Source organism: Myxococcus hansupus, from assembly GCF_000280925.3.
GTDB classification, from domain to species: Bacteria; Myxococcota; Myxococcia; order Myxococcales; family Myxococcaceae; genus Myxococcus; species Myxococcus hansupus.
On sequence record NZ_CP012109.1, the window covers coordinates 5,211,148 to 5,236,226 of the forward strand.

Sequence of the window (25,079 nt, forward strand, 5' to 3'; positions counted from 1 at the left end):
CGGCCGCCCCTTCCGCGCACACGGAGGGGGCGGCTGCGGCGTTTCGCGGGCCATGCTAGAAGCCGCCGCATGCGCCAATTCCTGCTCCCCCTGGTCGCCCTGCTCACGCTCGTGGGCTGCTCCGATTCTCCCTCTGACGGCCCCGGTACGGAGCCCCCCAGCGTGGACCGTGGCCCCAGGGCCATCCCGCTGGATGGCGACCCGAACGGCATGTTCTGGGACGCGGAGAATGAAACGCTCTACATCGGCGACGACCAGAACCACCGCATCCTCAAGTACCGGGACGGCGAAGGTGTGTCGCTGGCCGTGGAGATGCCGGACGCGCCGCCCAACAGCACCAACCTGGGCGAGGTGGTGCGCATGCCCGACGGCACGCTGGTGACGGTGCGCTTCGGCTTCGGCACCGCGGGCGCGGTGCTCTACGCGCGCCCGGACGGCACCACCGGCACGGTGCCCGGGCTGCCCACCAACCGCCGCCGCATCGGTCTGACGGTGACGGAGGACGGGCGCCTCTACAACTCGTACTTCGTGCGCAACAGCAACGTGAACGTGGGCTCCGTCGCCCTGCTCAGCCTGGACGGCACGGAGCAGGAGGTGGTGGGCGCGCTGCAGAAGCCCGTGGGCGTGCTGGCCGTGGGTGACTCGCTCTTCATCGCGGACCAGATTGCCGGAAAGGTGTACCGCTCGCCGCTGGCCCGTCCGGCGGAGCTGACCACCATCGCCACCATCACCGAGCCGGACCTGCTGTCGCTGGGGCCCAACGGCCTGCTGCTCACGGGCACGCGCCAGGGCACGGTGGTGGGCATCAACCCCGTCTCGGGCGCCCAGAGCGTGCTCGCCAGCGGCTTCCAGCACGTGCGTGGCATCGCGTACGACGCGGCCAACCGCCGCCTCTTCATCGCCGACCACGACGGGGACGAGTCCAACGGCACGACGCACTTCCTTCAAATCGTCCCGGTCAACTGAATGCGCCCGTTCCTCCTCGCGGTGGCCACGCTGGCGAGCGCGCCCGCGCTGGCGGCACCGGACTGGCTCCAGCCCGTCCTGGTGGGTGAAATCGACTGGCGGCAACACGTCTCCGAGGTGGAAGGCTTCGACGGTGTCACCCTGGGCCGGCTCCGCGTGGGCGCGCGGGCCTACCCCGCCCCGTGGCTGATGGCGTCCGGCGTGGCGGAGTGGGCCCAGGAGAAGCCGGCCCTCATCGACGCCTTCGTGGCCGCCACCCTGGGCGAGTCGTTGCGCCTGTCCATGGGCATGTCCAAGACGCCGCTGTTCATCAGCGCGCGGGATGAGAACCTGGAAGCCCGCACCATCCCCGAACTGTCCCTGCTCGCGGCGACGTTCTGGCCGCGCCGGGACCTGGGGCTCGAGGCGTGGTGGGCGCCCAAGACGCTGCCCGTGGAGGCCTGGGTGCGCGTGGGCAACGGCTCCCGCAGCCCGCTGGGCAACGACAACAGCCTGCCCGCGCTGGACGCCCGGGTGGACGGCCGGTGGGGCCGGGCCCGGGGCAACGTGGACGCGTTCTGGGGCTTCCGCGCGGGCGCGGGCGTCCACGTGGAGAACGCGTATGACCGGGCCGGCATTGGCGGCATCGGTCCCCAGAACTTCGTCTTCTACCGGCCGCCGCCCGTGTCGGGCCCCCGCTCCGTGGTGGAGGCCCACGCGCGGCTCGACGTGGGCCCGGTGCGCGTGCTCGCGGAGGGCGCCGCGGCCTGGGAGCGCCGCTCGCGGGACACCGACGGCAATCCCAACACCCCGCGCGAAGGTCTGCCGCAGATGGAGAGCCAGGGCGCCTCGCTGGAGGTGACCTGGGTGGTGACGGGGCGTCCGCGCGGCGACGGCGCGCGCTGGCCCATCGCGCCGAATGACCCCAACGGAATGGAGGCCTTCAACGCGGGCAAGGTGCCCCTGGGCGCCATCGAGGTCGCCGCGCGCGTGGAGCGGCTGTGGCTGGGCCGAGGCGCCCCCGACGTCCAGCCAGGCGGAACGACGGGCGGCGCCGTCGCGGTCCGCTGGTGGATGACGTCCTTCTTCGGCCTCGGGGCCGCGGGGTACGTCCAACGCTACGACACCGCGCCCCTGGAGGACCCGGGCCGCCGCAACTCCTGGCTCGCGCTGGCGCGTGCCACCGTGAGCGTCCCATGAGCCTTTGACTCCGCCCGGGGCCCCGAGGGGGCGTGGCCCCGTGCGGAGTGCCACACCTGCGCTCGCCCCCGGGACACTCCATGACTCGTCTTTCCCGTCTCACCCGTCGTGTCGTCTCGAGGATGAACCTGGCCCTGCTGGTTGGAGGGGCCGTCGTGGGCTGCGGTGGCGCCCCGGAACCGGATGCGCTGGAAGCCCAGGCCCAATCCCTGGCCTGGCCCAGTGGCAGCAGCCGGACGGTGGTGTCCCGCCGTGTCGTCTCCCTGAATGGCGTGACGTTTCAGGCCGCCCCGGGCTTCGAGCACTTCCGCGCGGCGGGAGCGCCGGACCTCGCGCTCCACAACGTGCGCATCGCGGAGGTGGATGCCCCCGCCGTGCGCGAGGCCCTGGTCGTCATGGCCGCCGGCCAGAAGATTTCGAGCAGCGGGCACTCCAGCGGCGTCACGGGGCAGGCCTCCAACTGGGATGCCTCGTGTAACAGCGTCTCCTGTCCCAACGTCACCCTGGATGGCCGCTCCCTGGCGATGAAGCTGAGCGCCCTGGGCCTGTTCCCCAGCGGCAGGACGTACCTGTCCGTCATCAACGACGCCAACTTCGACCACCTGTTCGACAGCGATACGAAGCAGCGGCTCGTCAACGGGTTCGCCGGCTGGCTCCAGGCCCAGGTGCGTCCGGAGACGCGCGCCATCTACCTGGCGGGAAGCTCGCGAGGCGGCTGCTTGATGATGCGGGTGGCACAGGCGCTGCGCGCGAACACGGCGCTCGACGGTATCAACGTCTACGTGTCGTCGTTCGACGGCGTGTGCCGCAACAGCCAGGGCGAGCTGGGCACCTTCGACAGCAAGGTCAACAACCCGGTGCGGCCGTGGGGCACCTTCTATGGCGGATGGGCCACGAACATGACGGCGCAGTTCCCCCGCCGCCACCGGCTCCACATCTTCCACGTGGTGGGCGGACAGGAAGTCGCCCCGGCCACCGGCATCCGCGCGTTCACCGCGTACAACGGCACGACGCCGCCCTCCACGGGCACGAACCTCGACTGGGGTTGGTACAAGCAGACGTGGGTGAAGTGGCAGCACAAGGAGATTGGCAATCCGTACACCGACCCCAGCGCGTCCGAGCAGGCGCAGGCGGTGGCGGACACCGTCGACGCGCACCTGACGTGGCTCGGCGGCTTGCTGTAGCCACGCGCCCTCTTCCCTAGGGAAATCCGGGCGGCCGTCCTTCCTCGGCCGCCCGGAGCCGCGCGCCTGGGTTGAGCTCGAAGGCCAGCCCGAACTGCCACAGCGCCACGCGCTCCAGGAACAGGATGTTGTAGTAGTCCTGCCCCCGCACATAGCGGGCGAAGACGCCAAAGCCCGCGCCCCAACGAGGGTACGCGCCCAGCTCCGCCATCAACGTGGCCCGCTGCGTGGGCGTCTCGCCAAAGGGGCGCGATACGGACAGCTCCAGCGGGAAGCGGTGGTTGCTCCAGGTCCGCTGTCCCATGACGCCCGCCCCCCAATGGCCGTCGCCGTAGACGACCCGCTGCGCGCGGGTAATCCGTCCCGGGCCAATGGAGGTGTTCAGCTCGAAGGCCGCGAACCCACCCACGAGCCAGGCATTGCGCAAGTCCGCCTCCACGTCGAAGGCCAGCCGCGCGTGCAGCTCCATGCGGAAGAGATTCGTCGTGAAGCTGCCCGACACTTCATTCAACGGCAGCGTCCCCTCCTTCGGCATACAGCCCGACTCGCCGCGAGTCTGGTTGCCGTAAAAGCACCCGGACTCCCCATTCGAGTAGTGCGCGGCGATGACATTGAGGCCCAACGCCAACCCACGCGCGGCGGCGCCCTCCGCGCGCGGCTTCGACAGGGGCCGCAGGTGCGCCACCTGAAAGGTCACCTTCGCCATGAAGGACGGCGGGATGACCGGCTCGCTGGGCGTGTCCATGATTCGGAGCTGCACCGCCGGAGTGATGATGAGCGACAGGAAGTACTCACCGCCGGGCTCGGTGAAGTCGCCCACGTGGAGCTGGGGCAGGAAGAGGTTGGGCGCCACCTGCGCCTCGAAGATGAGCTTCTCGGGTGAGTTGGGCGAGCCCTCGCGCCGGATGCGATTGGGCGAGTCGAGGATGTAGCTGCGGGACAGGAAGAGCGGGACGGGCGCGTCGTACTCCACGCGCCAGCCGTCCGCGCGGGCCCCCTGCGCCAGCAACACCCACGCCCCACACAGCAGCGCGCGGTACCCTCGTCCCCCTGCCCTCCACGCCATGGACGCCCCCATGAGTCACGGGGAGGACGTCAGACATGGCACCCGCGGGTTGTCACGTGGCCTGGTGGCCCGACAGCCCACCGTGAGACGTCCGCGCCCCCAGAAGCGGCCCCGGACACATTTCCCGGCCCGGCGGTCCCACGGACACCGTCCCGCCGGGGACCGCCAGCCTCGCGGGGCTCAGGGCGCCGCGGGCACGCGCCAGCCGTTCGCGCGCAGCGCGGCGCGCGCCTGGGGAGCGTCCTTCACGGGGTCCCAGGCCCCACAAGCCCAGGGAAGCACCTCGTCCACGATGGCGCGGTGGACCTCCCGCGCCGAAGCCTCCGGCGAGAGCGGCTCCGACGCCACGATGCTGGCCCCGAGCGCCCAGGTGATGACAGACCGGCGGCTCATCGCCCTGCACGCGGCGCGGACGCACGCCCACAGGGGGTCCGCATCGTCGTCCGGGGTCATCACCTTGGCATCAGGCGGCAGGGGGACGCACTGGCCGCCGTAGTTCACCGACCAGGCGGCGGAGAACGCATCCGCCGCGCAGAACTGACTGGGGATGAAGTTCGCCGTGCTCGCCACCTCCGCCGCGTGCGCCTCCGTCGGCTCGCAGAGCCAACGCTCCATGGAGATGACGGTGCTGCGAGAGTAGGTGTTGTCCGGGTGCTGGGTCTCCCACAGCCACAGCACGTGTCGCGCGGCGGCGAGCGCCACGCGCACCTTCACCTCCGTGCCGAAGGTGGCCAATGACTCGAGCCACGGGCGCAGCGACAGCGTCGGGTCCTCGGTGCGTTCGGCGGGCCACGCCACGTCGGTCAGGAGCGCGGCGCACAGCGGCTCCTGGAAGCGGTCGGTCTTCAAGGGCGGAGCGCGCTGGCGCAACAGCGCGCGGAAGATGTCGTCGATGACGAGGTCCGCGTAGGGCGCCAGGAGCTCGACCTCCCGGAGCGCGCCGAGCGAGGGCAACGCCTCCTCGCCCTGAACGCCCAACCGGGCGATGAGTAACAGGGCTCGCTTCCCGTCCTCGCTCCGCTTCGCCTCACCGGAAGGCCCCCGCCAGGACTCCGGAGTCGAACCCTCCTGCTTTCGCTTCCTCGCGTTGCTCGCCAGCTCGATCAATCTGGGAATCGCTCGGGACGGCGCCACCTCCGACAACATGCGCAGGGCCTCGAGCCGATTCTCATCATCGAGGATGGCCTGTTCCTCCAGCGCGGTGAGGACCTCTTCATCGCGAGGGAAGCGCGCGAGGATGTCGAGCCCCGCATGGCGAAAAGCCCGGTGGGCATGCCCCAGGAGCGACAACCCCACGGCACGGACCTCCTCCGGCAGCGGGTCCTGCATCGCCGACAGCACCTTCGCCGCCGACAGCCGGATGGTCAGGTCCGACTTGTCCCGGAGGCACGGCATGATGGCGCGCAGGGCCGCGGGGCCGCACGCGGACGCATCCGAGCCAACACCGCGAGCGCCATCCGCCGCACGTTCGCCCCTGGCAGCCGAAGGGCCTCGAGGAGCGCGGGAATCGCGCAGGTGGGGAGCGGCTCGATGGTGCCCAGCGCGGCGACACATTGCCCGCGCATGTTGAGTGAGGCCTGCCAGGAGGACTCGTGGTCCGCGCGGCCCAGGGTCTCCACCAGCGCGGGAACCGCCGCGAGCCCCGCCGCGCACACGCGTTCGTTGGCCTCGCTCCCATCGAACCAACGGATGCGGTTCGCCGAGAACGCGGCGATCCATTCACGGACCGTCTTTCCCTCGACCTGGTAGCCCGAACGGACCAGCGCGGCATCCAACCGCCGCAACGAGGCGAGGTCATCCGGCCGGGCCTTGCGCCACAGCGCATCGAGGTCTTCGTGTTCAGCCATGTCCAGCGCGATACTCGCAGGGAGACAACGGACCTGGCCAGACAGGACCTTCGGTTGGGGACGTGACGCGGCCGCGATATGACGCCGTGCCATGAACCCGTTTCGTCGCGCCTTGCTCCTGGGGCTCATGTCCTGTCTGTCGCTGGGGTCCTCTTCAGCGGATGCGCAGTCCGCCCAGGCGAGGCCCCGCGCCCGAGATTTGGGCATCACGTTCGGGGGCGCCACGGGCCCGAACAACGCCATCACCGACGTGTCCGGCGTGGAGGTGGGCCACTCGACGCTGATTTCCGGCGACCCCCGGGGTCCGCGAGGCAAGGGAGCGGCGCGCACCGGCGTCACCGCCGTATTGCCCCGAGGCAAGGACGGTGTGTCCGAGGACGTCTTCGCCGCCATCTATTCCTTCAACGGCAATGGCGAGATGACGGGTTCCCACTGGCTCACCGAATCCGGCCAGCTCGCCGGGCCCGTCATGCTCACCAACACCAATGACGTGGGCACCGTCCGCGACTCCGTCATCTCGTGGGCGATGAAGCGTGGACTGGAGTGGGAGCTGGGGCTGCCCGTCGTCGCGGAGACGTGGGATGGCCTGCTGAATGACACCTACGGCTTCCACGTGAAGGCCCCGCACGCCCACCGCGCGCTCGACACCGCCAAGAGCGGTCCCGTCGCGGAGGGCTCGGTGGGCGGCGGCACGGGGATGGTGTGCCACAGCTTCAAGGCCGGCATTGGCACGGCGTCGCGCAAGCTGCCCGCGTCGGAGGGCGGCTACACCGTGGGCGTGCTGTTGCAGTGCAACTACGGCGCGCGCCACCTCTTCACCGTGGAGGGCGTGCCCGTGGGTGAGGAGATTGGTGACTTGCGCCCCTGCTACACCGGGCCCAAGAAGCCGAGCCACAGCATGTTCGAGAAGATGCCGGCCTGCTCGACGTCACGCGGTGACACCCAGCCCCGCACGCCCGAGGGCGCCGGCTCCATCATCGTGGTGGTGGCGACGGACGCGCCGCTGCTGCCGCACCAACTGGAGCGGCTGGCGAAGCGGGTGCCCCTGGGCATTGGAAAGATGGGAGGCCTGGGGGCGAACTCGTCGGGCGACATCTTCCTGGCCTTCTCCACGCAGCGGCTGAAGCCTCCCGCGGGCGCGGACGTGGCCAGCGTCTCGACGCTCGACAACGAGCGGATGACGCCGCTCTTCGAAGCCACCATCCAGGCCACGCAGGAGGCCATCCTCAACTCGATGCTGGCCTCCGACACGATGAACGGCGCGGAGGGCAGCCGCGTCTATGGCCTGCCCCAGGACCGGCTCATTCAGGCGATGAAGAAGTACGGCCGCCTGACGGCCCCCGCGCCCACGCCGTGAGCCTCAGGGCTGGCGCGCGCCGCGCTTGCGCGCCGCCACCCAGGACTGAACGCGCCCTTCCAGGATGTCCAAGGGGAGGGAGCCGTCGAGCAGCACGACGTCGTGGAACTCACGCACGTCGAAGCGCTCTCCCAGCGCCTGCTCAGCGCGCGTGCGCAGCTCCAGAATCTTGAGCTGCCCCACCTTGTACGCCAGCGCCTGCCCCGGCCACGCGATGTAGCGGTCCACCTCGTTGGTGGTGTCCAGCTCCTGGCGCGGCGAGTTCTCCATGAAGAAGTCGAGCGCCTGCTGCCGCGTCCACCGCTTCACGTGCAGGCCGGTGTCCACGACCAGCCGCACCGCGCGCCACATGTCATAGGCCAGGTGGCCGAACTTGTCGTAGGGGTCGGTGTACAGCCCCAGCTCGTCGCCCAGCGTCTCGCAGTAGAGCGCCCAGCCCTCGCCGTAGGCCACGTGGTAGCCGTAGCGGCGGAAGTCGGGCAGGCCCGTCTGTTCGGTGGCCAGGGCCGTCTGGAGGTGGTGACCGGGCACGGCCTCGTGCAGCGTGAGCGGGACCATCTCCCACAGGGGCCGCGTCTCCGGACGGTACAGGTTCACCAGGTACGTGCCGGGCCGGGAGCCATCCGAGGCGCCGGCGTAATAGAAGCCCGTCGTCGCGTCCGGGGCCATGGCCTCCGGCGTCGGCTCCACGCCGTACGGCTGCCGGGGCAACGTCTTGAACAGGCGCACCAGCAGCGGGTCGATGCGCTTGGACAGCGCCCGGTAGCGCATCAGCAGCTCGTCGCCGCTGCGCGCGTAGAAGCGCGCGTCCGTGCGCAGGAAGCGGAAGAACTCCGAAAGCGTGCCCTCGAAGCCGGTGCGCGTCTTCACCGCCTCCATCTCCGCGCGGATGCGCTTCACCTCGGCCATGCCGAGCGCGTGAATCTCCTCCGCGCTCAGCCCCGTGGTGGTGTACTTGCGCGCGAGGAACGCATACGTCTCCGCGCCGTCGGGGAGCTGCCAGATGCCCACCTTGTCCGTCCCCTTGGGGACGTACTCCTCGGTGAGGTACTGGTGGAAGCGCTTCAGCGCGGGCAGCACGACCTTCGCCACCGCGGCGCGGCCGGACGCGGAGAGGCGCTGCTGCTCGGCGGCGGGGATGCTGGCCGGGAAGCGGCGGAACGGGGAGAAGAAGCCACTGTCCGCGGGGTCCTCCACGAGCTGCTTCGCCACCTGCGGCGGGATGCGCTGGAGGATGATTCGCGGATGGATGCGCTGCTGGCGCACGCCCTCGCGCAGCAGCGCCAGCACCTGGTCCACGTAGGTGCCGAAGCCCTCCAGACGCGCAATCCAGTCCTCGTAGTCCTTCACCGTCTGGAAGCGCAGCGTGTCCGCGAGCTGATAGGCCGTCTGCACACCCGGCGGCTGCTTGATGCCCTCCGGGATGCCGCCCATGTGATTCACCGGCATCAGGTACGTCTTGAAGCCGTGCTCCTCGACCCACAGCTCGTATTCGCGGCGGAACAGGTCGAGGTTGAGCTGGTCCGCGGCGGTGAGTGACTTGCGGTCCAGCGTCTTCAGCTTCGCGAGCACCTGGAGGTTGTGCTGGTGGTCCGCCTCGATGGAGGGGAGGCTCAGGTCATCCCACCGGCCGTTCCAACGCCGGTCGCCCTGCACCGACGCGTACGTCGGGCTGCGCTCCAGTTGGTACTGCCACTCCTGCTGGATGAGCGCGTGGAGCGCCGCGGCGCCTCGCTTCTGGGCATCGGCGGTATCGGGAAGCATGGTGAGGAACCCCACTGCGAGAAGGACAAGGGTGCGCATCAAGAGAAGAGTTCGAGCAGGTCTTCGCGGGTGATGGCCGTCGCGGCGGCGGCCTCGCTCAGGGCGGCCTCGAACAGGGCCCGCTTCTTTTCCTGGAGGCCGAGGATGCGCTCCTCCACCGTGCCCTGGGACACCAGCCGGTACACCATCACCGTGCGCTCCTGGCCAATGCGGTGGGCGCGGTCGGCGGCCTGGGCCTCCGCCGCCGGGTTCCACCACGGGTCGAGCAGGAACACATGGTCGGCCGCGGTGAGGTTGAGGCCCGTGCCGCCGGCCTTGAGGGACATGAGCAGCACCGGCTCGCCCTCCTCGGACTGGAAGCGCTGCGTGACTTCGCCACGGTTGGCCGTGGAGCCGTCCAGGCGGCTGAAGCCGATGCCCGCCGCCTTGAGGCGTGGCTCGATGAGGTCCAACAGCGACGTCCACTGCGAGAAGACGAGCGCCTTGTGGCCTTCGGACACGGCCGTCTCCAGCGCGTCCACCAGCGTCTCCACCTTCGACGACGTGTTGGCCCGCTGGCCCGGCACGAGCGCCGTGTGGCAGGCCGCCTGACGCAGCCGGAGCAGCGCCTCCAGGGCCTTGAGCACGCTGCCGCCCTCGTTCAGCAGGGCGACCACTTCCTTCCGCGTCGCCGCCATCACCGCGTCGTAGACGGAGCGCTCGCGCTCATCCAACTGCACGTGCATGACGGAGTCGATGCGCGGCGGCAGCTCGGGCGCGACGTCCCGCTTCAGGCGCCGGAGCACGAAGGGCCGGATGCGGCGGCGCAGCCCCTCGGCCGCGTCCTGACGGCCGTCCGAGATGGGCCGCGCCACCTTGTCCTCGAAGTGCCGCCGCCCCCCGAGCAGGCCCGGGTTGGTGAAATGCATCAGGCTCCACAGCTCCTCCAGCCGGTTCTCCAGCGGCGTGCCGCTGAGCGCCAGCCGGAAGCCGGACTTGAGGCCGAAGGCCGCGCGGGCCACCTGGCTGTCGGGATTCTTGATGGCCTGCGCCTCGTCCAGCACCAGCGCGTCCCACGTCTTCGCCCCGAGCACCGCCGCGTCCAGGCGCATGATGGCGTACGTCGTCAGCGTCACGTCGGCGGACGGGTCCAGCGCGCGGCCGGGGCCGTGGTACACGCAGACCTTGAGCGACGGCCGGAAGCGCTTCAGCTCCGCCGCCCAGTTGGGCAGCACGCTGGTGGGGCACACGACGAGCGAGCCCGGCTCCAGCGCGCAAATCGTCTGGAGCGTCTTACCCAGACCCATGTCGTCCGCGAGGATGCCGCCCAGTCCGGCGCCGCGCAGGAAGCGCAGCCAGCTCACGCCCTGGAGCTGATACGGACGCAGCGTCGCGTTGAGCTCGGCGGGCAGCTCGGGCGCCGGCAGCTTCTCGAAGCCGGCGATGAGCGGCGCCAACCGGTCCAGCCCCGGCGGAGGCGGCTGCTCCAGCGTCTCGCACAGCGCGGACAGCTCCGGCAGCGCGTGGTTGGAGACCTTGCCGTCCGCCTGCCGCGCGTTGAGCAGGTCCGCGACGCGCTGGCCGTGTTTGTCCAGCCACGCCCGGGGCAGCGGCGCCCAGCCGCCACCGTCCAGCGGCACCAGGCCCAGCCCCTCCGTCCAGGCGCGGATGACGGCCGCGGCGTCCACCGCCTTGACCTCGCCCTTCGCCCCCTCCACCTGGAACTCCAGTTGGAAGCGCACGTCGGGGACACCCTGCCCGTTGAGCGCGGACTCCACGAGGAGCGACGGCCGCAGCTTGACGTCGGGGCTCACCAGCCCCGCCGCGTCACCCGCGAGGTCACCGCGCCAGCGCCGCAGCTTGTCCGCCCAGCGCACCATCTCCGAACCCGCCACCGTCAGCCGGCGCCCGGGCACGAGGTTCAGCTCGTCGCGGAGCTGGTGGATGAGGCGCTGCTCGGCGGCCTCGTCGCGCAGGGGCACCGCGCCGCGCAGGTACACCATGCGCCCGCTGTCGATGCGCACCACCGGCGGCGCGCCGTAGACGAGCGTGGGCAACACGGACAGGCCCGCGTCGAGCTGGTTCAGCTCCAGCAGGATGCGCGGCTTCAGCTCGCGGTCCAGGCGCGGCAGCCGCTTGCTGCGGACCTCGACCGGCAGGCGGCGGCCCAGCTCGGGCATGATCTTCGTCGTCAGGTCGCCCATGTGCTCGGCCGAGTACGTGCGGACGATGGGCAGGCTCTGCAGCCACGGGCCCGACATGGCTGTCTCGCCCAGGCGGACCAGCGCGTCCCCCGCCAGCGCGACGCCGGGACTCACGACCTCCTGGATGCGAGGGTCCCTCGTCACCGTCACGACAATCTGCCCGCTGCGGTCCTCCACCACCGCGCGAGGCAGCACTTGCTCGTCGGACACCGCCACGGGCCGCCCGTCGAGCAGCACGTTGCGCGCCGACTCCAGCACCTTGAGCACCGCCTCCAGCGTCTCCGGGGACAGGGTGCCCCGCGTGCGGCGCTGCTCCAGGATGCGGTCCGCCAGCAGGTCGGAGTTCTCCACCTGGAGCTTCGCGGCCTCCGCGGGCTTCGCCATCAGCGACGCCAGGCTGCCTTCCAGCGGCGTCTCCGTGCCATCCACCTGCGCGATGGAGCGGCGCAGCTCCAGCCCGCCATCCACGCGGGTGAAGTGGTACACGACCCGAGCCCAGCGGGTGGCCGCCGTCTCCATGGGCGCGTCCTGCTTCTCCGCCTGCTGGATGGAGATGGCCGCGGCGACCACATGCTCGCAGGGGTCCACGAGGCTGGGGCAATCACACTCCCAGGCGTCGTCGTTCGGATACAGGACGACCGTGAGAGCGACCGGGCGGCCCTTGGCGCGCACCCTCAGCTCCAGCTCGCCCCCCTTCTGGGCCTGGAGCACCACGGCTCCGGAGCGGGCGAGATTCACGCCGTTGGACCAGATTCCGGGTTTCGCTTCCTTCCGGACGGCTTCGAGCAATTGAGCAGTGGCGGACATGGGGCGCTGCTTCCCTACGCCCCAGGGAAGCGACGCGCAACGACCATCCGCGCGCACCGTCGCGCGGCAGGCGGCCAGCGAGCCCACGGCGACACTCCGAGTGTGCCTGGGAAAACTTCAATGACAACGGCCCTCCCCCGCGCCCGGGAAATCCCTCCCACCTTCGCGCCTGCATTGCCTCTCAATCGAAACACGGCGCACGCATTTGACATGCAAACATGAATTGACTTACCTGTGTCACAGTCGTCTCCCGGATACTCCAACGAAGCCAGCTCACCGGGCATTGCCCAGGAAACGAGAGGACGTGTGGACATCACGCCGAGGCAGGACCCGAAGGGACTCTCGGGAGCGGGCGCACCGTCGCGCCTCCCACGCTGGGCACGGGCCGCGACACTCTCCGAACGAGCAGGGTTCGCTGACGCGGATGACGCGGCAAAGCAAAACATCTCCGCCGCGGCGCGCAAGCGATTGGATGCGTGGCGTCAGCAGGTCCCGTTTGGCCAGTCGGATTGGTGGCTTCGCCGTCTGCGCACCGCGGGGCTGACGGAAGCGGCGCTGCTCTCGCAACTGGAGCCCTCCCTCGAAGCGCCCTGGACGACGGCGGAGGCCATTCCGGAGTGGGTCCGCGAGCTGGAGCAGGCCTACGAGGCCCCCCACCCCGTGCCGGTTGTCTGGCCGGAGCGCACGGAGGGCCCGGACCGCTCGGCCTTCCTTCCCCTGGTGGAGCCCCTGGTGTCGCGCGCGGTGGGTCAGCTCACCGCCGCGCTGACGGCCCTGCGGCACGCGGCGCCCGGGCTCGACTTCGAGCCGCGCACCGTCGTCTCCTCGATGATGGGCCACCTGCCCCAGCTCCTGTCCCCCGTGCTGAGCCGCGCGCTGGTGGTGGAGCTGCACGCCACCCAGTGGGAAGCGCACCTGGCGGGAGAGACGCCCGAGGCGCGCTTCCAGGACTTCACGCGGCGCCTGCACCAGCCCCGCTTCGCCCTGGACATCCTGGAGCGTTACCCGGTGATGGCCCGCTGCGCGGTGCGGTGCATCGCCCAGTGGCGTCACGCGTGCCTGGAGCTGATGCAGCGGCTGACACGGGACGCCCCCCAGCTCTGGCCACGGTTCAACGCGGGACGCGAGCCCGGCGCGCTGGTGGAGGCCCGCGGCGGCCTCTCCGACCCGCACCGGGGTGGCAGGGGCGTCTTCATCCTGCGCTTCGAATCCGGATTCCAGTTGGTCTACAAGCCCCGCTCGCTGGGCGCCGAGGCGGGGCTCCAGCAGCTCCTGTCCTGGCTCAACGAACGTGGCGCCACGCCCACGATGAAGGGCGCCGAGGCCTGGGACCGGGGTGACCACGGCTGGATGGAGTACGTGGCCCCCGCGCCGTGCGAGTCGCGGGACGGCATCCGCCGCTTCTACGAGCGCCAGGGGGCCTACGTCGCGGTGATGCACGTGCTGGATGGCACGGACCTGCACTTCGAAAACGTCATCGCCGCGGGCGAGCACCCCGTGTTGGTGGACGTGGAGACGCTCTTCCATCCCGTCTCGGGCACGCGCTCGCTCCGTGACGCGGAACATGCCCCGGAGGCGCCGCCCGTGTCGGTGATGCGCAGCGGCCTGCTCCCGCAGCAGTTCTGGGGCACGAAGACGAAGGGCGGCATCGACCTCAGTGGACTGGGTGCGCGCGCCGGGCAGCTCACGCCGCAGCCCGTCCTCGTGTCCGCGGAGCGCGGCACGGACCGCATGCGCTTCGAACGGCGCCCCGTGGCCATGCCCGCCTCCCACAACGTGCCGCGGCTGGAGGGCGAGCAAGCCCCGGCGCTGGCCTACCGCGACGCGCTTTCGGACGGCTTCGCGCGGATGTACGGCCTGCTGCTGGCGCACCGCGAGGCCCTGCTCGCGGACGACGGGCCGCTGGCGGCCTTCGCCGGCGTGCCCATGCGCGTCCTCTTCCGCAACACGGCCGTGTACGGCGCGCTCCTCTACGAGAGCTACCATCCGCACACGCTGTCGGATGGCCTGGAGCGACAGCGCTTCTTCGACCATCTGTGGCGCGGCGTGCTGGCGACGCCCGACCTGGAAGCGCTCATCCCGCTCGAGTTGGAGGAGCTGGAGCGAGGTGACCTGCCCTACTTCACGGCGAACACGGACTCGACGGACCTGGAGTCGGGCACGGGGCAGCGGCTGCGGGGGTTCTTCGCGGAGACGGGAATGGCGCGGGTGCGGCGCCGGCTGACGGGCCTGTCCGCGGAGGATGGACTGCGGCAACGCTGGGTGCTGGAGCGCTCGCTCGACGTGCTGCTGCTGAGCTCGCGCATCGTGGAGCGGCCGTCCTACGACTTCCAGGAGCGCGCCACACCGGGCCTCCGCGAGGCGCTGCTCTCCGAGGCGCACCGCGCGGGCGAGCGGCTGATGACGCTGGCCTTCGAGCGCGGCGGCGAGGCGCATTGGCTGAGCCTCGACGCCGGCGAGGGCGGCTGGCGCCTGACGTCTCCGGGCGCGGACGTGTTCAAGGGACGGGCGGGCATCGCGCTCGCCCTGGGCTATCTGGGCGAGGCCACGGGCGATGCGCGCTTCACGGCGCTGGCGCGCTCGACGCTGCGCACCCAGACGCGCATCCTGGCCGAAGAGCCACAGAGCGTGGTGGGCCTGGGGCTCATCAATGGCTGGGGCGGCATCCTCTACGCGCTGACGCACCTGGGTGTGTTGTGGGGCGACGACGCCCTGCTGGACGAGGCCGCCTCCCACGTGCGTCGCCTGCGTCCGCTGATTGAAGCGGACCGGGTGCTGGACGTGGGCGCGGGCGCGGCGGGCTGTCTGCTGACGCTGCTGGTGCTCGGAGAACACCGGCCTTCAGGGGAGCTGTGGGCGGCGGCGGCCGCGTGTGGCCAACGGCTGATGGAGACGGCCACGCCCCAAGCCCGTGGCAAGGCGTGGATCTGCGAGGCCGCCGGGAATCGCTACCTCGCGGGCATGGCACACGGCGCCGCGGGCATCTGCCTGGCGTTGCTGCGGCTGTACGCGCGCACGGGAGACACCCGCCTGCGCGACGCGGCGCGGGAGGGCATGGAGTTCGAGCGCGGGCTCTACGACGCGCGGGAGCGCAACTGGCCGGACCTTCGCGCGGGCGCGAAGGAGCTGTCGGTGGACGGGGATGGGGCGGAGCACTTCATGTGGGCATGGTGCACCGGAGCACCGGGCATCGGGCTCGCGCGCCTGCTCGGACTGCCCTGGTTGGACGATGTCGCCGTGCGCGAGGAGCTCGCCATCGCGCTGGACGGCACCCTGGCGCGGGGCTTTGGCCGCAACCACGGCCTGTGCCACGGCGATTTGGGGAACGTGGACTTCCTGTTGGAGGCGGCGGACCGGCTTGGGGACGCGTCGCTGCGCGAGCGCACGGACCGCGTCGCGGGCGGCATCCTCCAGGGCCTCCGGGAGCACGGCCACCTCTTCGGGTTGCAGGGCAATACGGAGACACCAGGCCTGCTGGTCGGCCTGGCGGGTATCGCCTACGGGCTGGCGCGGCTGGCCGTTCCCGAGCGGCTCCCTTCGCTGCTCGCGGTCGCGGCGCCACGAATCTTCCACGGTGAACGGCTGGGCACCGCGGAAGGCGGTACCTCCACCAGCCTCGTCCAGGAGAAGTCATGAGCCAGAAGGAACACATCCTCCGTGCGTGGCGTGACCCCGAGTACTTCAACAGCTTGACGGCCGAGGAGCGCGCCGCGCTCCCCGCCAACCCCGCCGCCGAGCTGGAGCTGGGCGACGACCTGCTGGAGAGCATCTCTGGTGGCCGGAGCGCGCCCGAGCAGTGCAGCGCCCTGTGCACGCCCTGCCCGCCGTACCACTGCGTCTGACGCACAGCCCCCACAAGGAGAAGCCATGAGCCAGAACGAACACATCCTCCGTGCGTGGCGTGACCCGCAGTACTTCAACAACCTCACCGCCGAGGAGCGCGCCGCGCTCCCCGCCAACCCCGCCGCCGAATTGGAACTCAGCGACGACCTCCTGGAGAGCGTCTCCGGCGCGGACTCCTGCGAGACCATCGGCAGCCCGTACTGCACGCCCTGCCCGCCCATCGAGTGCTACTGACACCCCAGGTCCGACACCCCTCCCCCTGACTGTTCCAGGTGAAGTCATGAGCCAGAACGAACACATCCTCCGTGCTTGGCGTGACCCCGAGTACTTCAACAGCCTCTCCGCCGAGGAGCGAGCGTCCCTGCCCGCCAACCCCGCCGCGGCGTTGGAGTTGAGTGACGACGTCCTGGAGAGCATCTCCGGCGCGGATAGCTGTGAGCAGTTCGGCAGCTATTACTGCACGCCCTGTCCCCCGTTCGTCTGCATGTGATGACGTGACGGCAGGCCCGTCTCCGAACGGGCACCGGGGGACTGGTCCACCGTGGCCAGTCCCCGCCTTCCCGCCGATGCCTCCGCCCGCCACCATGCCGCCACGCACGCGCACGCCGTCAGGAGAGCCCCGCGCATGAGCGCCGCTCCAGGCCCCGACGAGCGCCGCCCGTCCGTCTTCCGCAAGGAGGCCCTGGCGCACTCCCAGCGCGTCGTGCAGGAGCAAGGCGACCTGCTGCGCATCTCCCACCGCTGGTCGCGCTGGACCTTCGCGCTCTTGTTCGCGTTCGCGCTGACGCTCGCGCTCTGCGCGCTGGACTGGCCCACCCTCGTGCCTCCGGAAGGAAGCGTCCGCCCATGACGGTCGATGCCCCGCGCCCCGCGCCCAAGCGGTGGCGCTTCGGCTTCCGCAGGCGCGTGCCCGAAGTGCGGCAGATGACGATGACGGACTGTGGCGCGGCCTGCCTCGCCATGGTGCTGGCCTACCACGGCCGGGAGCTGCGCCTGGAGGAGGTGCGCGAGCTGACGGGTCCTGGACGCGACGGCACCACCGCGAAGGCCTTGAAGAACGCCGCCCAGAAGCTGGGGCTGCGCGCACGCGCCATCTCCGTGGACCTGGACCGGCTGCCCTTCCTGCCCCCCGCCACCATCCTGCACTGGCGCTTCACCCACTACGTCGTCTTCGAACGGCTGGGCCGCGGCTGGGTGGAGGTGGTGGACCCGGACCAGGGCCGGCGCCGCGTCTCCCTGGAGCAGTTCAGCCAGTGCTTCACCGGCGTGGCGCTGCTGCTGGAGCCGTCCGAGGACTTCCAGCCAGGGCGCTCGCGGCGCGGGGCCTACCGCTACCTGGTGCCGCTGATGAAGCAGCAGGCCGGGACGCTGGCCAAGGTGCTCGCGCTGTCCGGCGTGCTCCAGGTGCTCACGCTGGCGGTGCCCCTGCTCACGGGCATGGTGGTGGACCGCGTGGTGCCACGGCAGGACTACTCGTTCATGGGCGTGTTGTCGGTGGCGCTGGCCGGCGTGGTGCTCTTCGAGCTGCTCACCTCGGGGGTGCGCGGCCAGCTCCTGGCGGAGCTGCGCACGCGCCTGGACGCGCGGATGACGCAGGGACTGCTGGACCACCTGGTGAGCCTGGCCTACCCCTTCTTCCAGCTCCGGCCCGCGGGCGACCTGGTGACGCGGCTGGGCTCGCAGCAGACCATCCGCGACCTGCTGTCCACGGGCCTCTTGTCCAGCGCGCTCGACGGGGTGTTGGTGCTCGTCTACCTCGGCTTGCTCCTGGTGGCGGACGCGTCGCTGGGGCTCCTGGTGCTGGGCCTGGGCCTGTTGCAGGTGCTGGTGTTCGCGGTGCCCCGGGCCCGGCAGCGCAGCCAACTGTCGCGCAGCCTGGACATGGCGGTGCGCAGCCAGAGCTACCTGATGGCCATGCTGTCCGGCATGCAGACGCTGAAGGCGTTCGGCGTGGAGTCCCGCATGGTGGGCAGCTACTCCAACCTCTATGTGGACCTGCTCAACGTCGAGCTGGAGCGAGGCCGGCTCACCGCATGGGTGGACGCGCTGACCGGCACGCTGCGCCGCGTGTCCCCGTTGGTGCTGCTGTGCGTGGGCGCGTGGCGCGTGCTGGACGGCGCGATGACGCTGGGACAGATGCTGAGCATCAACGCCCTGGCCATCGCGCTGCTCGTCCCCCTGTCCAACCTGCTGGGCACCGGCGGGCAGCTCCCGTTCCTGAGCACCTACCTGGAGCGCATCAACGACGTCCTGGACACGCCGCCCGAGCGCGACCCCACCCACCAGGGCCACGCCCCCACGCTGCGCGGCGCCGTCACGTTGGAGGACGTCCACTTCCGCTACAACCCGAACTCCGCCTGGGTGGTGCAAGGCGTGTCGGTGAGCGTGGAGCCCGGGCAGATGGTGGCGCTCGTGGGCCGCTCCGGCGCGGGCAAGAGCACCCTGGCCCACCTGCTCCTGGGCCTCTACCTGCCCACCGCCGGGCGCGTCCGCTACGACGGCGCGGAGCTGGGGGCGCTGGACTTGCGCGCGGTGCGCGGCCAACTGGGCGTGGTGTTGCAGGACGCCTCGTTCTTCAACGCGTCGCTGCGGGAGAACATCACGCTGAGCGACCCGGACCTGGACATGGCACGCGTGGTGGAAGCCGCGAGGTTGGCGAACATCCACGACGACATCATGGCCATGCCCATGCAGTACGACACGCCGCTGACGGACCGGGGCCTGTCGCTCTCCGGCGGCCAGCGGCAGCGGTTGGCCCTGGCGCGCGCCCTGGTGCGAAGGCCCGCCATCCTCCTGCTGGACGAAGCCACCAGCGCGCTGGACGCCACCACGGAGGAGCGCGTGCAGCAGGCGCTGGCCTCGCTGAAGTGCACGCGGGTCGTCATCGCCCACCGGCTGAGCACCGTGCGCAACGCGGACACCATCCTCGTCATGGACGCGGGCCGCGTGGTGGAGGTGGGCCGGCACCAGGAGCTGCTGGAGCGACAAGGCACCTACGCGTCCCTGGTGAACGCGCAGCGCGAGGAACGCACCAAGGCCACCGGCTGAGCCTCGGGCAACACGTCCACCGAATCCTGGATATCCTGTTTCCCGCGCCCGGACCGCCGTAACCCCTCCGGCGCCCATGAGGCCTGCATGAACCTGGATGACTACAGCCGCTTTGACGCAGTGGGATTGGCGGAGCTGGTACGGCGCAAGGAAGTCTCTCCCGAGGAGCTGCTCCGGGTGGCGGTGGACGCCATCCAGCGCGTCAACCCGGCGCTCAACGCCGTCATCGACACGCGCGACGCGCAGGCACGCGAAGCCCTGAAGCAGGGCATCCCGGACGGCCCCTTTCGGGGCGTGCCGTTCCTCATCAAGGACATCGGCGTGCATGCCGAAGGCGTCCCCACGGACTTCGGGAGCCGGCTGGCGCAAGGGACGGTGTTCCCCTACGACAGCGCGTTGATGGCGCGCTACCGGCGCGCGGGCCTCGTCTTGCTGGGCCGGACGAACGCGCCCGAGTTCGGCAACAACGCCTCCACGGAGCCGCTCCTCCATGGCCCCACGCGCAACCCCTGGAACGTGGAGCGCAGCCCGGGAGGCTCCAGCGGAGGCTCGGCGGCGGCGGTGGCGGCGGGCATCGTCCCGATGGCCCACGGCAACGACGGCGGCGGTTCTCTGCGCATCCCCGCGTCCCTCTGCGGCGTCTTCGCGCTGAAGCCCACGCGGGGCCGCAACTCCCTGGGACCGAACGCGGGCGAATTCATCTTCGGCATGGGCGCCGAGCACGTGCTGTCGCGCACCGTCCGCGACAGCGCGGCGGCCCTGGACGCCACCCAGGGGCCCGAGGCGGGGGACCCCTACTACGCGCCGCCCCCGCTGCGCCCGTACCTGGAAGAAGTGAGCCACGCTCCACGTCGGCTGCGCATCGCGCTGGTGACCGCGTCGCCCATGGGCGGGCCCGTCAGCCCGGAGTGTACCGAGGCCGCACGGCAGGCGGCGCGCCTGTCCGAGGAGCTGGGCCACGACATCACCGAGGCCACGCTTCCCCATGACGGACACCTGCTGCACGAGGCCGTCACCACCGTCTGGTCAGCGACCATGGCGTCGCTCGTGGCGACGATTACGCACCACTCCGGGAAGGAGGCGGGGCCAGCGTCGCTCGAAGCCAGCACGTGGGCAGCGCTGCACCACGGACAGACGCTGTCGGCCACGGAGCTGCAACGGGCGCTGGGCATCTTCAACTTCGTGTCGAGGCAGGTGGGGCGTTTCTTCGAGCAGTATGACGTGGTGCTGTCACCCACGGTGGCCGCGCCGCCCTTCCCGCTGGGACTGCTGGACGCCAACGCGCCCCGGTCCGCCCGCGAGTGGTATGACCACGTCTTCGGTCACTGCCCCTTCACCGCGTTGTTCAACGTCACCGGGCAACCCGCCATGTCGGTGCCGCTGCACTGGAGCGCGGAGGGACTGCCCATCGGCGTCCAGTTCGCCGGCCGCTATGCCGACGAGGCCACCTTGTTCCAGCTCGCGGGGCAGCTCGAGAAGGCGCGGCCCTGGGCCCAGCGGCGGCCACCGGTGCACGTCACCCGGCCCGTGTAGCCGCCTTGAAACGAACGGTGGGCCTTCGACGCGCGAAGGCCCACCGTGAAGACACCCGCTCAGTCGTAGCGGCTGTTGAGCTTCACCTTCCAGGAGCGGAGCGTGCCGCTGCCCTGGCCCGTGGGGTTGGCGATGTGCAGCTTCCACAGGCCGTTGATGACGCCGTCACGCGGGATGCCCCGGTTCACGACGATGCGCGAGGGCGGCGTGCCCTCGTTCGGGCCGTCCCACAGCAGCGCCGTCTCACCACCCGGGTCCTCCAGCGTCAGCACCAGCCGGTGCGGCAGGGTGTGGACGATGTCCAGCTCCACGTTGATGTCCATGGGCACCGTGGCCAGGCCCACCACCGCGGTGGTGGACGTCCGCAGCGGCGTGTTGGCCTGGAGGCGCAGGTCGGCGTACTCGGTGAACGTCGCACCCTTCCACGCGGGCGAGCAGAAGCCCTCCACCCAGCCCGAATCCAGGCCAATGCAGATGAGCTTCGAGGACGGGCACGCGACGAAGCGAGAGCACACGTTGCCGTCGCCCGGGATGAACGCGGTGTCGATGCAGCGGCCATAGGGGCTGGAGCCGTCGCTCGGCCGGCCTTCGCAGTGGAGCCCCGTCTGACACGTGCCCGGGCCCGTGCACGGGTCACCTTCGGCCGCGAGCTGCGTGTAGGCCTTGAGCGCGCCGAGCGCGGCCGCGTTCATGTTCGCCAGCCGGGCAAGCTGCACGATGTGGAGGATGGGGCGCGCCGCGACGATGCTCGCCACCGAGGCCGCGGGAACACCCGCGACCGTCTCCAGCGTCGCCGCGCTCTGCGTGTTCGCCGCCTGGATGGCGCGGCGGGCCTCGGCGAAGTTGAACGACACGCCGTGGAAGGTCCCCACGTGGCCGTCCACCGGCATCTCCACGCGGCCCGTGCCCTTCGCGTACAGCTCCAGGGCGGACAGCGCCGCGGGACCCACGTGCGTCACCGCGGCCACCTGCTCGATGCTGTAGAAGCGCCGGTCGTCCCACGTGCGGAGGACGCCGTCCGGACCCGCGCGGTAGTTGATCAGCGCCTGCGCCGCCTGGGCGTTCAGCGGCACTTCGTCGTCCAGCAATTGGAGGGAGATGTAGTAGTCGTTGAGGACCGCCAGCACGCCCTCCGCGGCGGGCGTGCCCGTGGCCAGTGCCTGGGCCTGCGTCCCGAGCACGACGGCCTCGGACGGGGTGTCCGTGGGCGGCGGCGAACCGCAGCCCATCAAAGCCGGGAGTACCGAGGATAGCGTCACAGCCAAGGGAAGTTTGAAGTTCATGCGCCCCCTGTAGCGCAAGACTTGTCCGTCGCCCAGGGTGTCACTTCGAAGTGACGCGGTGTGATGGAACCCGTGGGGAATACGCCCACCTCCGTGGCAGTCTTGCGCGCCATGCGAATCCCCCACGCGCTGTCCCTGGGCGCCGCCGCGCTGCTCGCGCTGTCGGCCCAGGCCGCGGCCCCCAGCCGCCCCGCCCCCTCCTTGCCCACGGGCTACTGGCCCGAGGAGAAGGTGGCGGAGATTCTCGCCAAGACGCAGGAGGTGCGCCTGGCGCCCGACCTGTCGCGGCTCACGCCCGACGAGCAGGCGGCGGTGAAGGACCTGCTGGAGGCCGGCGCCCTCTTCCAGGGACTCTATGAGTCGTCACGCCACCATCAGGCGCTCCCCGCCCACGCGAAGCTGGTGGCGTTGGACAAGAAGCTGGGAGGCCCGAAGCGCACGCAGGACCTGCTCGCGCTGTACAAGCTCTACCAGGGTCCCATCGCCAGCACGCTGACGAACGCGCGCGAGCCCTTCCTGCCGGTGGACGCCCAGGTGGCGGCGCGCAACGTCTACCCGGTGGATGTCACGCGGGCGGAAGTCGACGCCTTCCTCGCGGCCCACCCCGACGCGCGCGAGAAGCTGCTGAGCGAGAAGACGGTGGTCCGCCGCGCCACGGCGGCGAACCTGCGCCAGGACGTGAAGGTCCTCCAGGCGCACCCGGTGCTGGACACGCTGCACCCCGGCCTGCGGCAGTCGCTCCAGGCCCAGGCGAAGAAGCCGGACGCCAAGGTCCTCTACGCGGTGCCGTACGCGGTGGCCTACGGCCCGGAGCTGGTGAAGGCCTATGGGCACATCATGCGCGCGGCGGACCGGCTGGCCCCCAGCGACGCGGAGCTGGCGCGCTACCTGCGCAACCGCGCGCGCGACTTGCTCAGCAACGACTACGAGAGCGGTGACGCGGCCTGGGTGACGGGGCGCTTCCAGAAGCTCAACGTGCAGCTCGGCGCCTATGAGACGTACGACGACGCGCTCTATGGCGTGAAGGCCTTCCACAGCCTGTCGGTGCTGCTGAGCAACGAGCCGGCCACGCAGGAGCTGCGCAAGCGCCTGGGCGGGCTCCAGGCGGTGGAGGACGCGCTGCCCTACGCCGCGAAGAAGCGCGTGCGCGAGGACATCCCGGTGGGCGTGTACGACGTCATCGCGGACTTCGGCCAGTCCCGGGGCACCAACACCGCGAGCATCCTCCCCAACGACCCGCTCGCCGCGCGCCGGTATGGCCGCACCATCCTGCTGCGCGAGAACATCATGCGGAACCCGGAGCTGTTCGCATCCGATGAACGCATCTGGCGCGCCGCGGTGGCGGATGCCCACGCCCAGGAGCTGGTCCCCGAAGGCAACTTCCAGCGGACGCTCTGGCACGAAGTGGGCCACTACCTGGGGCCGGACCGCGACCAGAAGGGCCGCTCGTTGGACGTGGCGCTCGAGGACTACGCGGGCGCCATGGAGGAGATGAAGGCGGACCTGGTGAGCCTCTTCTCGCTCCACGACTTCCACAAGAAGGGCACGCTGGACGCCGCTGGCCTGCGCGCGGTGCAGGCCTCTGGCATCCGCCGCACGCTCCAGAATGTGCGCCCGCGGGAGGACCAGCCCTACCAGCGCATGCAGTTGGTGCAGTTCAACTGGTTCCTGGAGCACGGCCTCATTCAGGCCGACCCGCAGACGGCGCGGCTGAGCATCCACTACGACAAGTACCCGGCAGTGGTGACGAAGCTGCTGGAGCAGGTCCTCGCGCTCCAGCACGGGGGCGACAAGGCCGCCACCGCCGCCTTCTTCCAGCGGTGGAGCGCCTGGAAGCCCGAGCTGCACGACAAGCTCGCCGCCCGCATCCGCGAGGCCCAGGGCGCCCGCTACCGCCTGGTCCGCTACGGCGCGCTGGGCGACTGAGCCGCGACAGGTCGGCTCCGGTGTAGCAGACGCGGGAGCCGGACCGAAGCCTTTCGGGACGAAGTGCCCCTGGGGACCCTGCGTGTCAGGCCCCGAAAAAGCCCGCGTCGGAGGTGCCCCCCATCACCTCCACCCTTGCAGCGAGGCTTCTGGATGCCAGGCTCCCGACGTCCGTCTCTTGCGCGCGCCATCCTCTTCGGCCGGAACCCGTCCCAGGACGACCCCTTCGACGTGGAGGCCGACGCGGCCGACGCGTTGGGTGTCGACTCCTACCAGGTGGACCTCCAGGCCCTGCTCTCCGGCAACCCCGAGCAGGCCGTCTCCACCCTCCCCCAACGCGGCCGGATTCCGCTCCTCTATCGCGGCTGGATGCTGACGGAGGAGGAGTACGCCGCGCTGGACGAAGCGGTGTCCGCCCTGGGGCACCGTCTCACCACGACGCCCGAGCAGTACGCCGCGGCGCTCTACCTGCCCAACTGGTACCCGCGCGTGTCCCGCTTCACCGCCCGCAGCGTGTGGACGGAGGGCACCGACGCAGCGGAGGCGTGGCACGCCGCCCAGGCGCTCGGCCCCCAGCCCTGGCTGGTGAAGGACCACGTGAAGTCCGCCAAGGAGCGCTGGGACGAAGCCTGCTTCATCCCCGCGGGCACGACGCAGGCCCGCTTCGAGCAGATCTGCGCCAACCTCATGGATGAACGCGGAGAGCGCTTCGAGCGCGGCCTCGTCGTCCGCAAGTTCCTCCCCTTCAAGGAGTACGGCCGCACGCCCGCAGGCCCCGCCCACCTCGAGTTCCGCCTCTTCTTCGCGAACGGGCGGCTGTTGGCCGCCGAGCCGTACCACGAGTTCGACGTCGACGTGCCGGACTTCACCGGCTTCGAGCCGCTCGCCCGTCGCATCGACTCGCCCTTCCTCACCCTGGACGTGGCCATGCTCCAGGCAGGCGGCTGGGCCGTGGTCGAGGTGAACGACGGCGGCGTCTCCGGCCTGCCACCGGGCCTGGACCCACGCACGCTCTTCGAAGGGCTGATGGACCTTCGCTAGCGGCCCGGCGTCCGCCACCTCCGTGGACGGCCCCTCCCACCGCGCGGGGGCC

At 70.8% G+C, this 25,079-nt stretch carries 19 protein-coding genes; 13 read left to right on the top strand and 6 right to left on the bottom strand.

What is annotated here, in order from left to right; genetic code table 11:
* Positions 1 to 69 precede the first annotated feature (69 nt).
* The 3 genes from A176_RS20055 (at position 70) to A176_RS20065 (ending at position 3,329) form a co-directional block, all read left to right on the top strand.
* Entirely contained in the window at positions 70 to 966 is an 897-nt protein-coding gene (locus A176_RS20055) for an SMP-30/gluconolactonase/LRE family protein (protein ID WP_002635021.1), read from the top strand.
* Positions 967 to 2,145, top strand: a complete 1,179-nt coding sequence (locus tag A176_RS20060; RefSeq protein ID WP_002635020.1) for a hypothetical protein — start codon at positions 967 to 969, stop codon at positions 2,143 to 2,145. It begins immediately after the preceding gene.
* Between the two features lie 80 nt (positions 2,146 to 2,225).
* A complete protein-coding gene (locus A176_RS20065; protein WP_002635019.1) occupies positions 2,226 to 3,329 on the top strand; it encodes a hypothetical protein in 1,104 nt (367 codons plus the stop codon).
* A gap of 16 nt (positions 3,330 to 3,345) precedes the next feature.
* On the opposite strand, the gene A176_RS20070 is transcribed toward A176_RS20065, so the two are convergent.
* From A176_RS20070 to A176_RS40070, 3 genes are all read right to left on the bottom strand, one after another.
* Positions 3,346 to 4,395 (bottom strand): hypothetical protein, encoded by a 1,050-nt coding sequence (locus tag A176_RS20070; protein WP_002635018.1) that lies wholly within the window; start codon positions 4,393 to 4,395, stop codon positions 3,346 to 3,348.
* 180 nt (positions 4,396 to 4,575) lie between these two features.
* Positions 4,576 to 5,790, bottom strand: a complete 1,215-nt coding sequence (locus A176_RS20075; RefSeq protein WP_226993934.1) for a hypothetical protein — start codon at positions 5,788 to 5,790, stop codon at positions 4,576 to 4,578.
* Positions 5,760 to 6,242, bottom strand: coding sequence for a hypothetical protein (locus A176_RS40070; RefSeq protein WP_226993935.1), 483 nt, complete (start codon positions 6,240 to 6,242; stop codon positions 5,760 to 5,762). The genes A176_RS20075 and A176_RS40070 overlap by 31 nt, the downstream gene beginning before the upstream one ends.
* Positions 6,243 to 6,333: 91 nt before the next feature.
* Between A176_RS40070 and A176_RS20080 the strand changes: the two genes are divergently transcribed.
* Positions 6,334 to 7,599: a DmpA family aminopeptidase gene (locus tag A176_RS20080; protein WP_002635016.1), complete on the top strand. Its 1,266-nt coding sequence runs from the start codon at positions 6,334 to 6,336 to the stop codon at positions 7,597 to 7,599.
* A 3-nt stretch (positions 7,600 to 7,602) separates the two neighbouring features.
* Here A176_RS20080 and A176_RS20085 read toward each other — a convergent pair whose 3' ends face one another.
* Positions 7,603 to 9,363: a DUF885 domain-containing protein gene (locus A176_RS20085; protein ID WP_226993936.1), complete on the bottom strand. Its 1,761-nt coding sequence runs from the start codon at positions 9,361 to 9,363 to the stop codon at positions 7,603 to 7,605.
* A gap of 38 nt (positions 9,364 to 9,401) precedes the next feature.
* Positions 9,402 to 12,353 (bottom strand): DEAD/DEAH box helicase, encoded by a 2,952-nt coding sequence (locus A176_RS20090; protein ID WP_002635014.1) that lies wholly within the window; start codon positions 12,351 to 12,353, stop codon positions 9,402 to 9,404.
* A 306-nt stretch (positions 12,354 to 12,659) separates the two neighbouring features.
* On the opposite strand from A176_RS20090, the gene A176_RS20095 reads away from it, so the two are divergent.
* From A176_RS20095 to A176_RS20125, 7 genes are all read left to right on the top strand, one after another.
* Entirely contained in the window at positions 12,660 to 15,989 is a 3,330-nt protein-coding gene (locus A176_RS20095; protein ID WP_002635011.1) for a type 2 lanthipeptide synthetase LanM family protein, read from the top strand.
* Positions 15,986 to 16,195 (top strand): mersacidin/lichenicidin family type 2 lantibiotic, encoded by a 210-nt coding sequence (locus A176_RS20100; protein ID WP_002635010.1) that lies wholly within the window; start codon positions 15,986 to 15,988, stop codon positions 16,193 to 16,195. The genes A176_RS20095 and A176_RS20100 overlap by 4 nt, the downstream gene beginning before the upstream one ends.
* Positions 16,196 to 16,220: 25 nt before the next feature.
* Entirely contained in the window at positions 16,221 to 16,430 is a 210-nt protein-coding gene (locus A176_RS20105) for a mersacidin/lichenicidin family type 2 lantibiotic (RefSeq protein WP_002635009.1), read from the top strand.
* 46 nt (positions 16,431 to 16,476) lie between these two features.
* Positions 16,477 to 16,686, top strand: coding sequence for a mersacidin/lichenicidin family type 2 lantibiotic (locus tag A176_RS20110; RefSeq protein WP_002635008.1), 210 nt, complete (start codon positions 16,477 to 16,479; stop codon positions 16,684 to 16,686).
* 135 nt (positions 16,687 to 16,821) lie between these two features.
* On the top strand, positions 16,822 to 17,046 hold the full coding sequence (locus A176_RS20115; RefSeq protein WP_002635006.1) for a hypothetical protein: 225 nt from the start codon (positions 16,822 to 16,824) through the stop codon (positions 17,044 to 17,046).
* Positions 17,043 to 19,244 carry a peptidase domain-containing ABC transporter gene (locus A176_RS20120; protein ID WP_002635005.1) on the top strand — a complete coding sequence of 734 codons (2,202 nt, stop codon included), beginning with the start codon at positions 17,043 to 17,045 and terminating at the stop codon, positions 19,242 to 19,244. The genes A176_RS20115 and A176_RS20120 overlap by 4 nt, the downstream gene beginning before the upstream one ends.
* Positions 19,245 to 19,331: 87 nt before the next feature.
* Complete coding sequence (locus tag A176_RS20125; protein ID WP_002635004.1) at positions 19,332 to 20,777, top strand: amidase; 1,446 nt, start codon at positions 19,332 to 19,334, stop codon at positions 20,775 to 20,777.
* 59 nt (positions 20,778 to 20,836) lie between these two features.
* Here the strand turns inward: A176_RS20125 and A176_RS20130 are convergent, their stop codons facing one another.
* Positions 20,837 to 22,060, bottom strand: coding sequence for a hypothetical protein (locus A176_RS20130; protein WP_044890098.1), 1,224 nt, complete (start codon positions 22,058 to 22,060; stop codon positions 20,837 to 20,839).
* 111 nt (positions 22,061 to 22,171) lie between these two features.
* Between A176_RS20130 and A176_RS20135 the strand changes: the two genes are divergently transcribed.
* Both A176_RS20135 and A176_RS20140 read left to right on the top strand, forming a co-directional pair.
* Positions 22,172 to 23,986: a hypothetical protein gene (locus A176_RS20135; RefSeq protein WP_044890152.1), complete on the top strand. Its 1,815-nt coding sequence runs from the start codon at positions 22,172 to 22,174 to the stop codon at positions 23,984 to 23,986.
* Between the two features lie 153 nt (positions 23,987 to 24,139).
* A complete protein-coding gene (locus A176_RS20140) occupies positions 24,140 to 25,027 on the top strand; it encodes an ATP-grasp domain-containing protein (protein ID WP_002635001.1) in 888 nt (295 codons plus the stop codon).
* Positions 25,028 to 25,079: the final 52 nt, after the last annotated feature.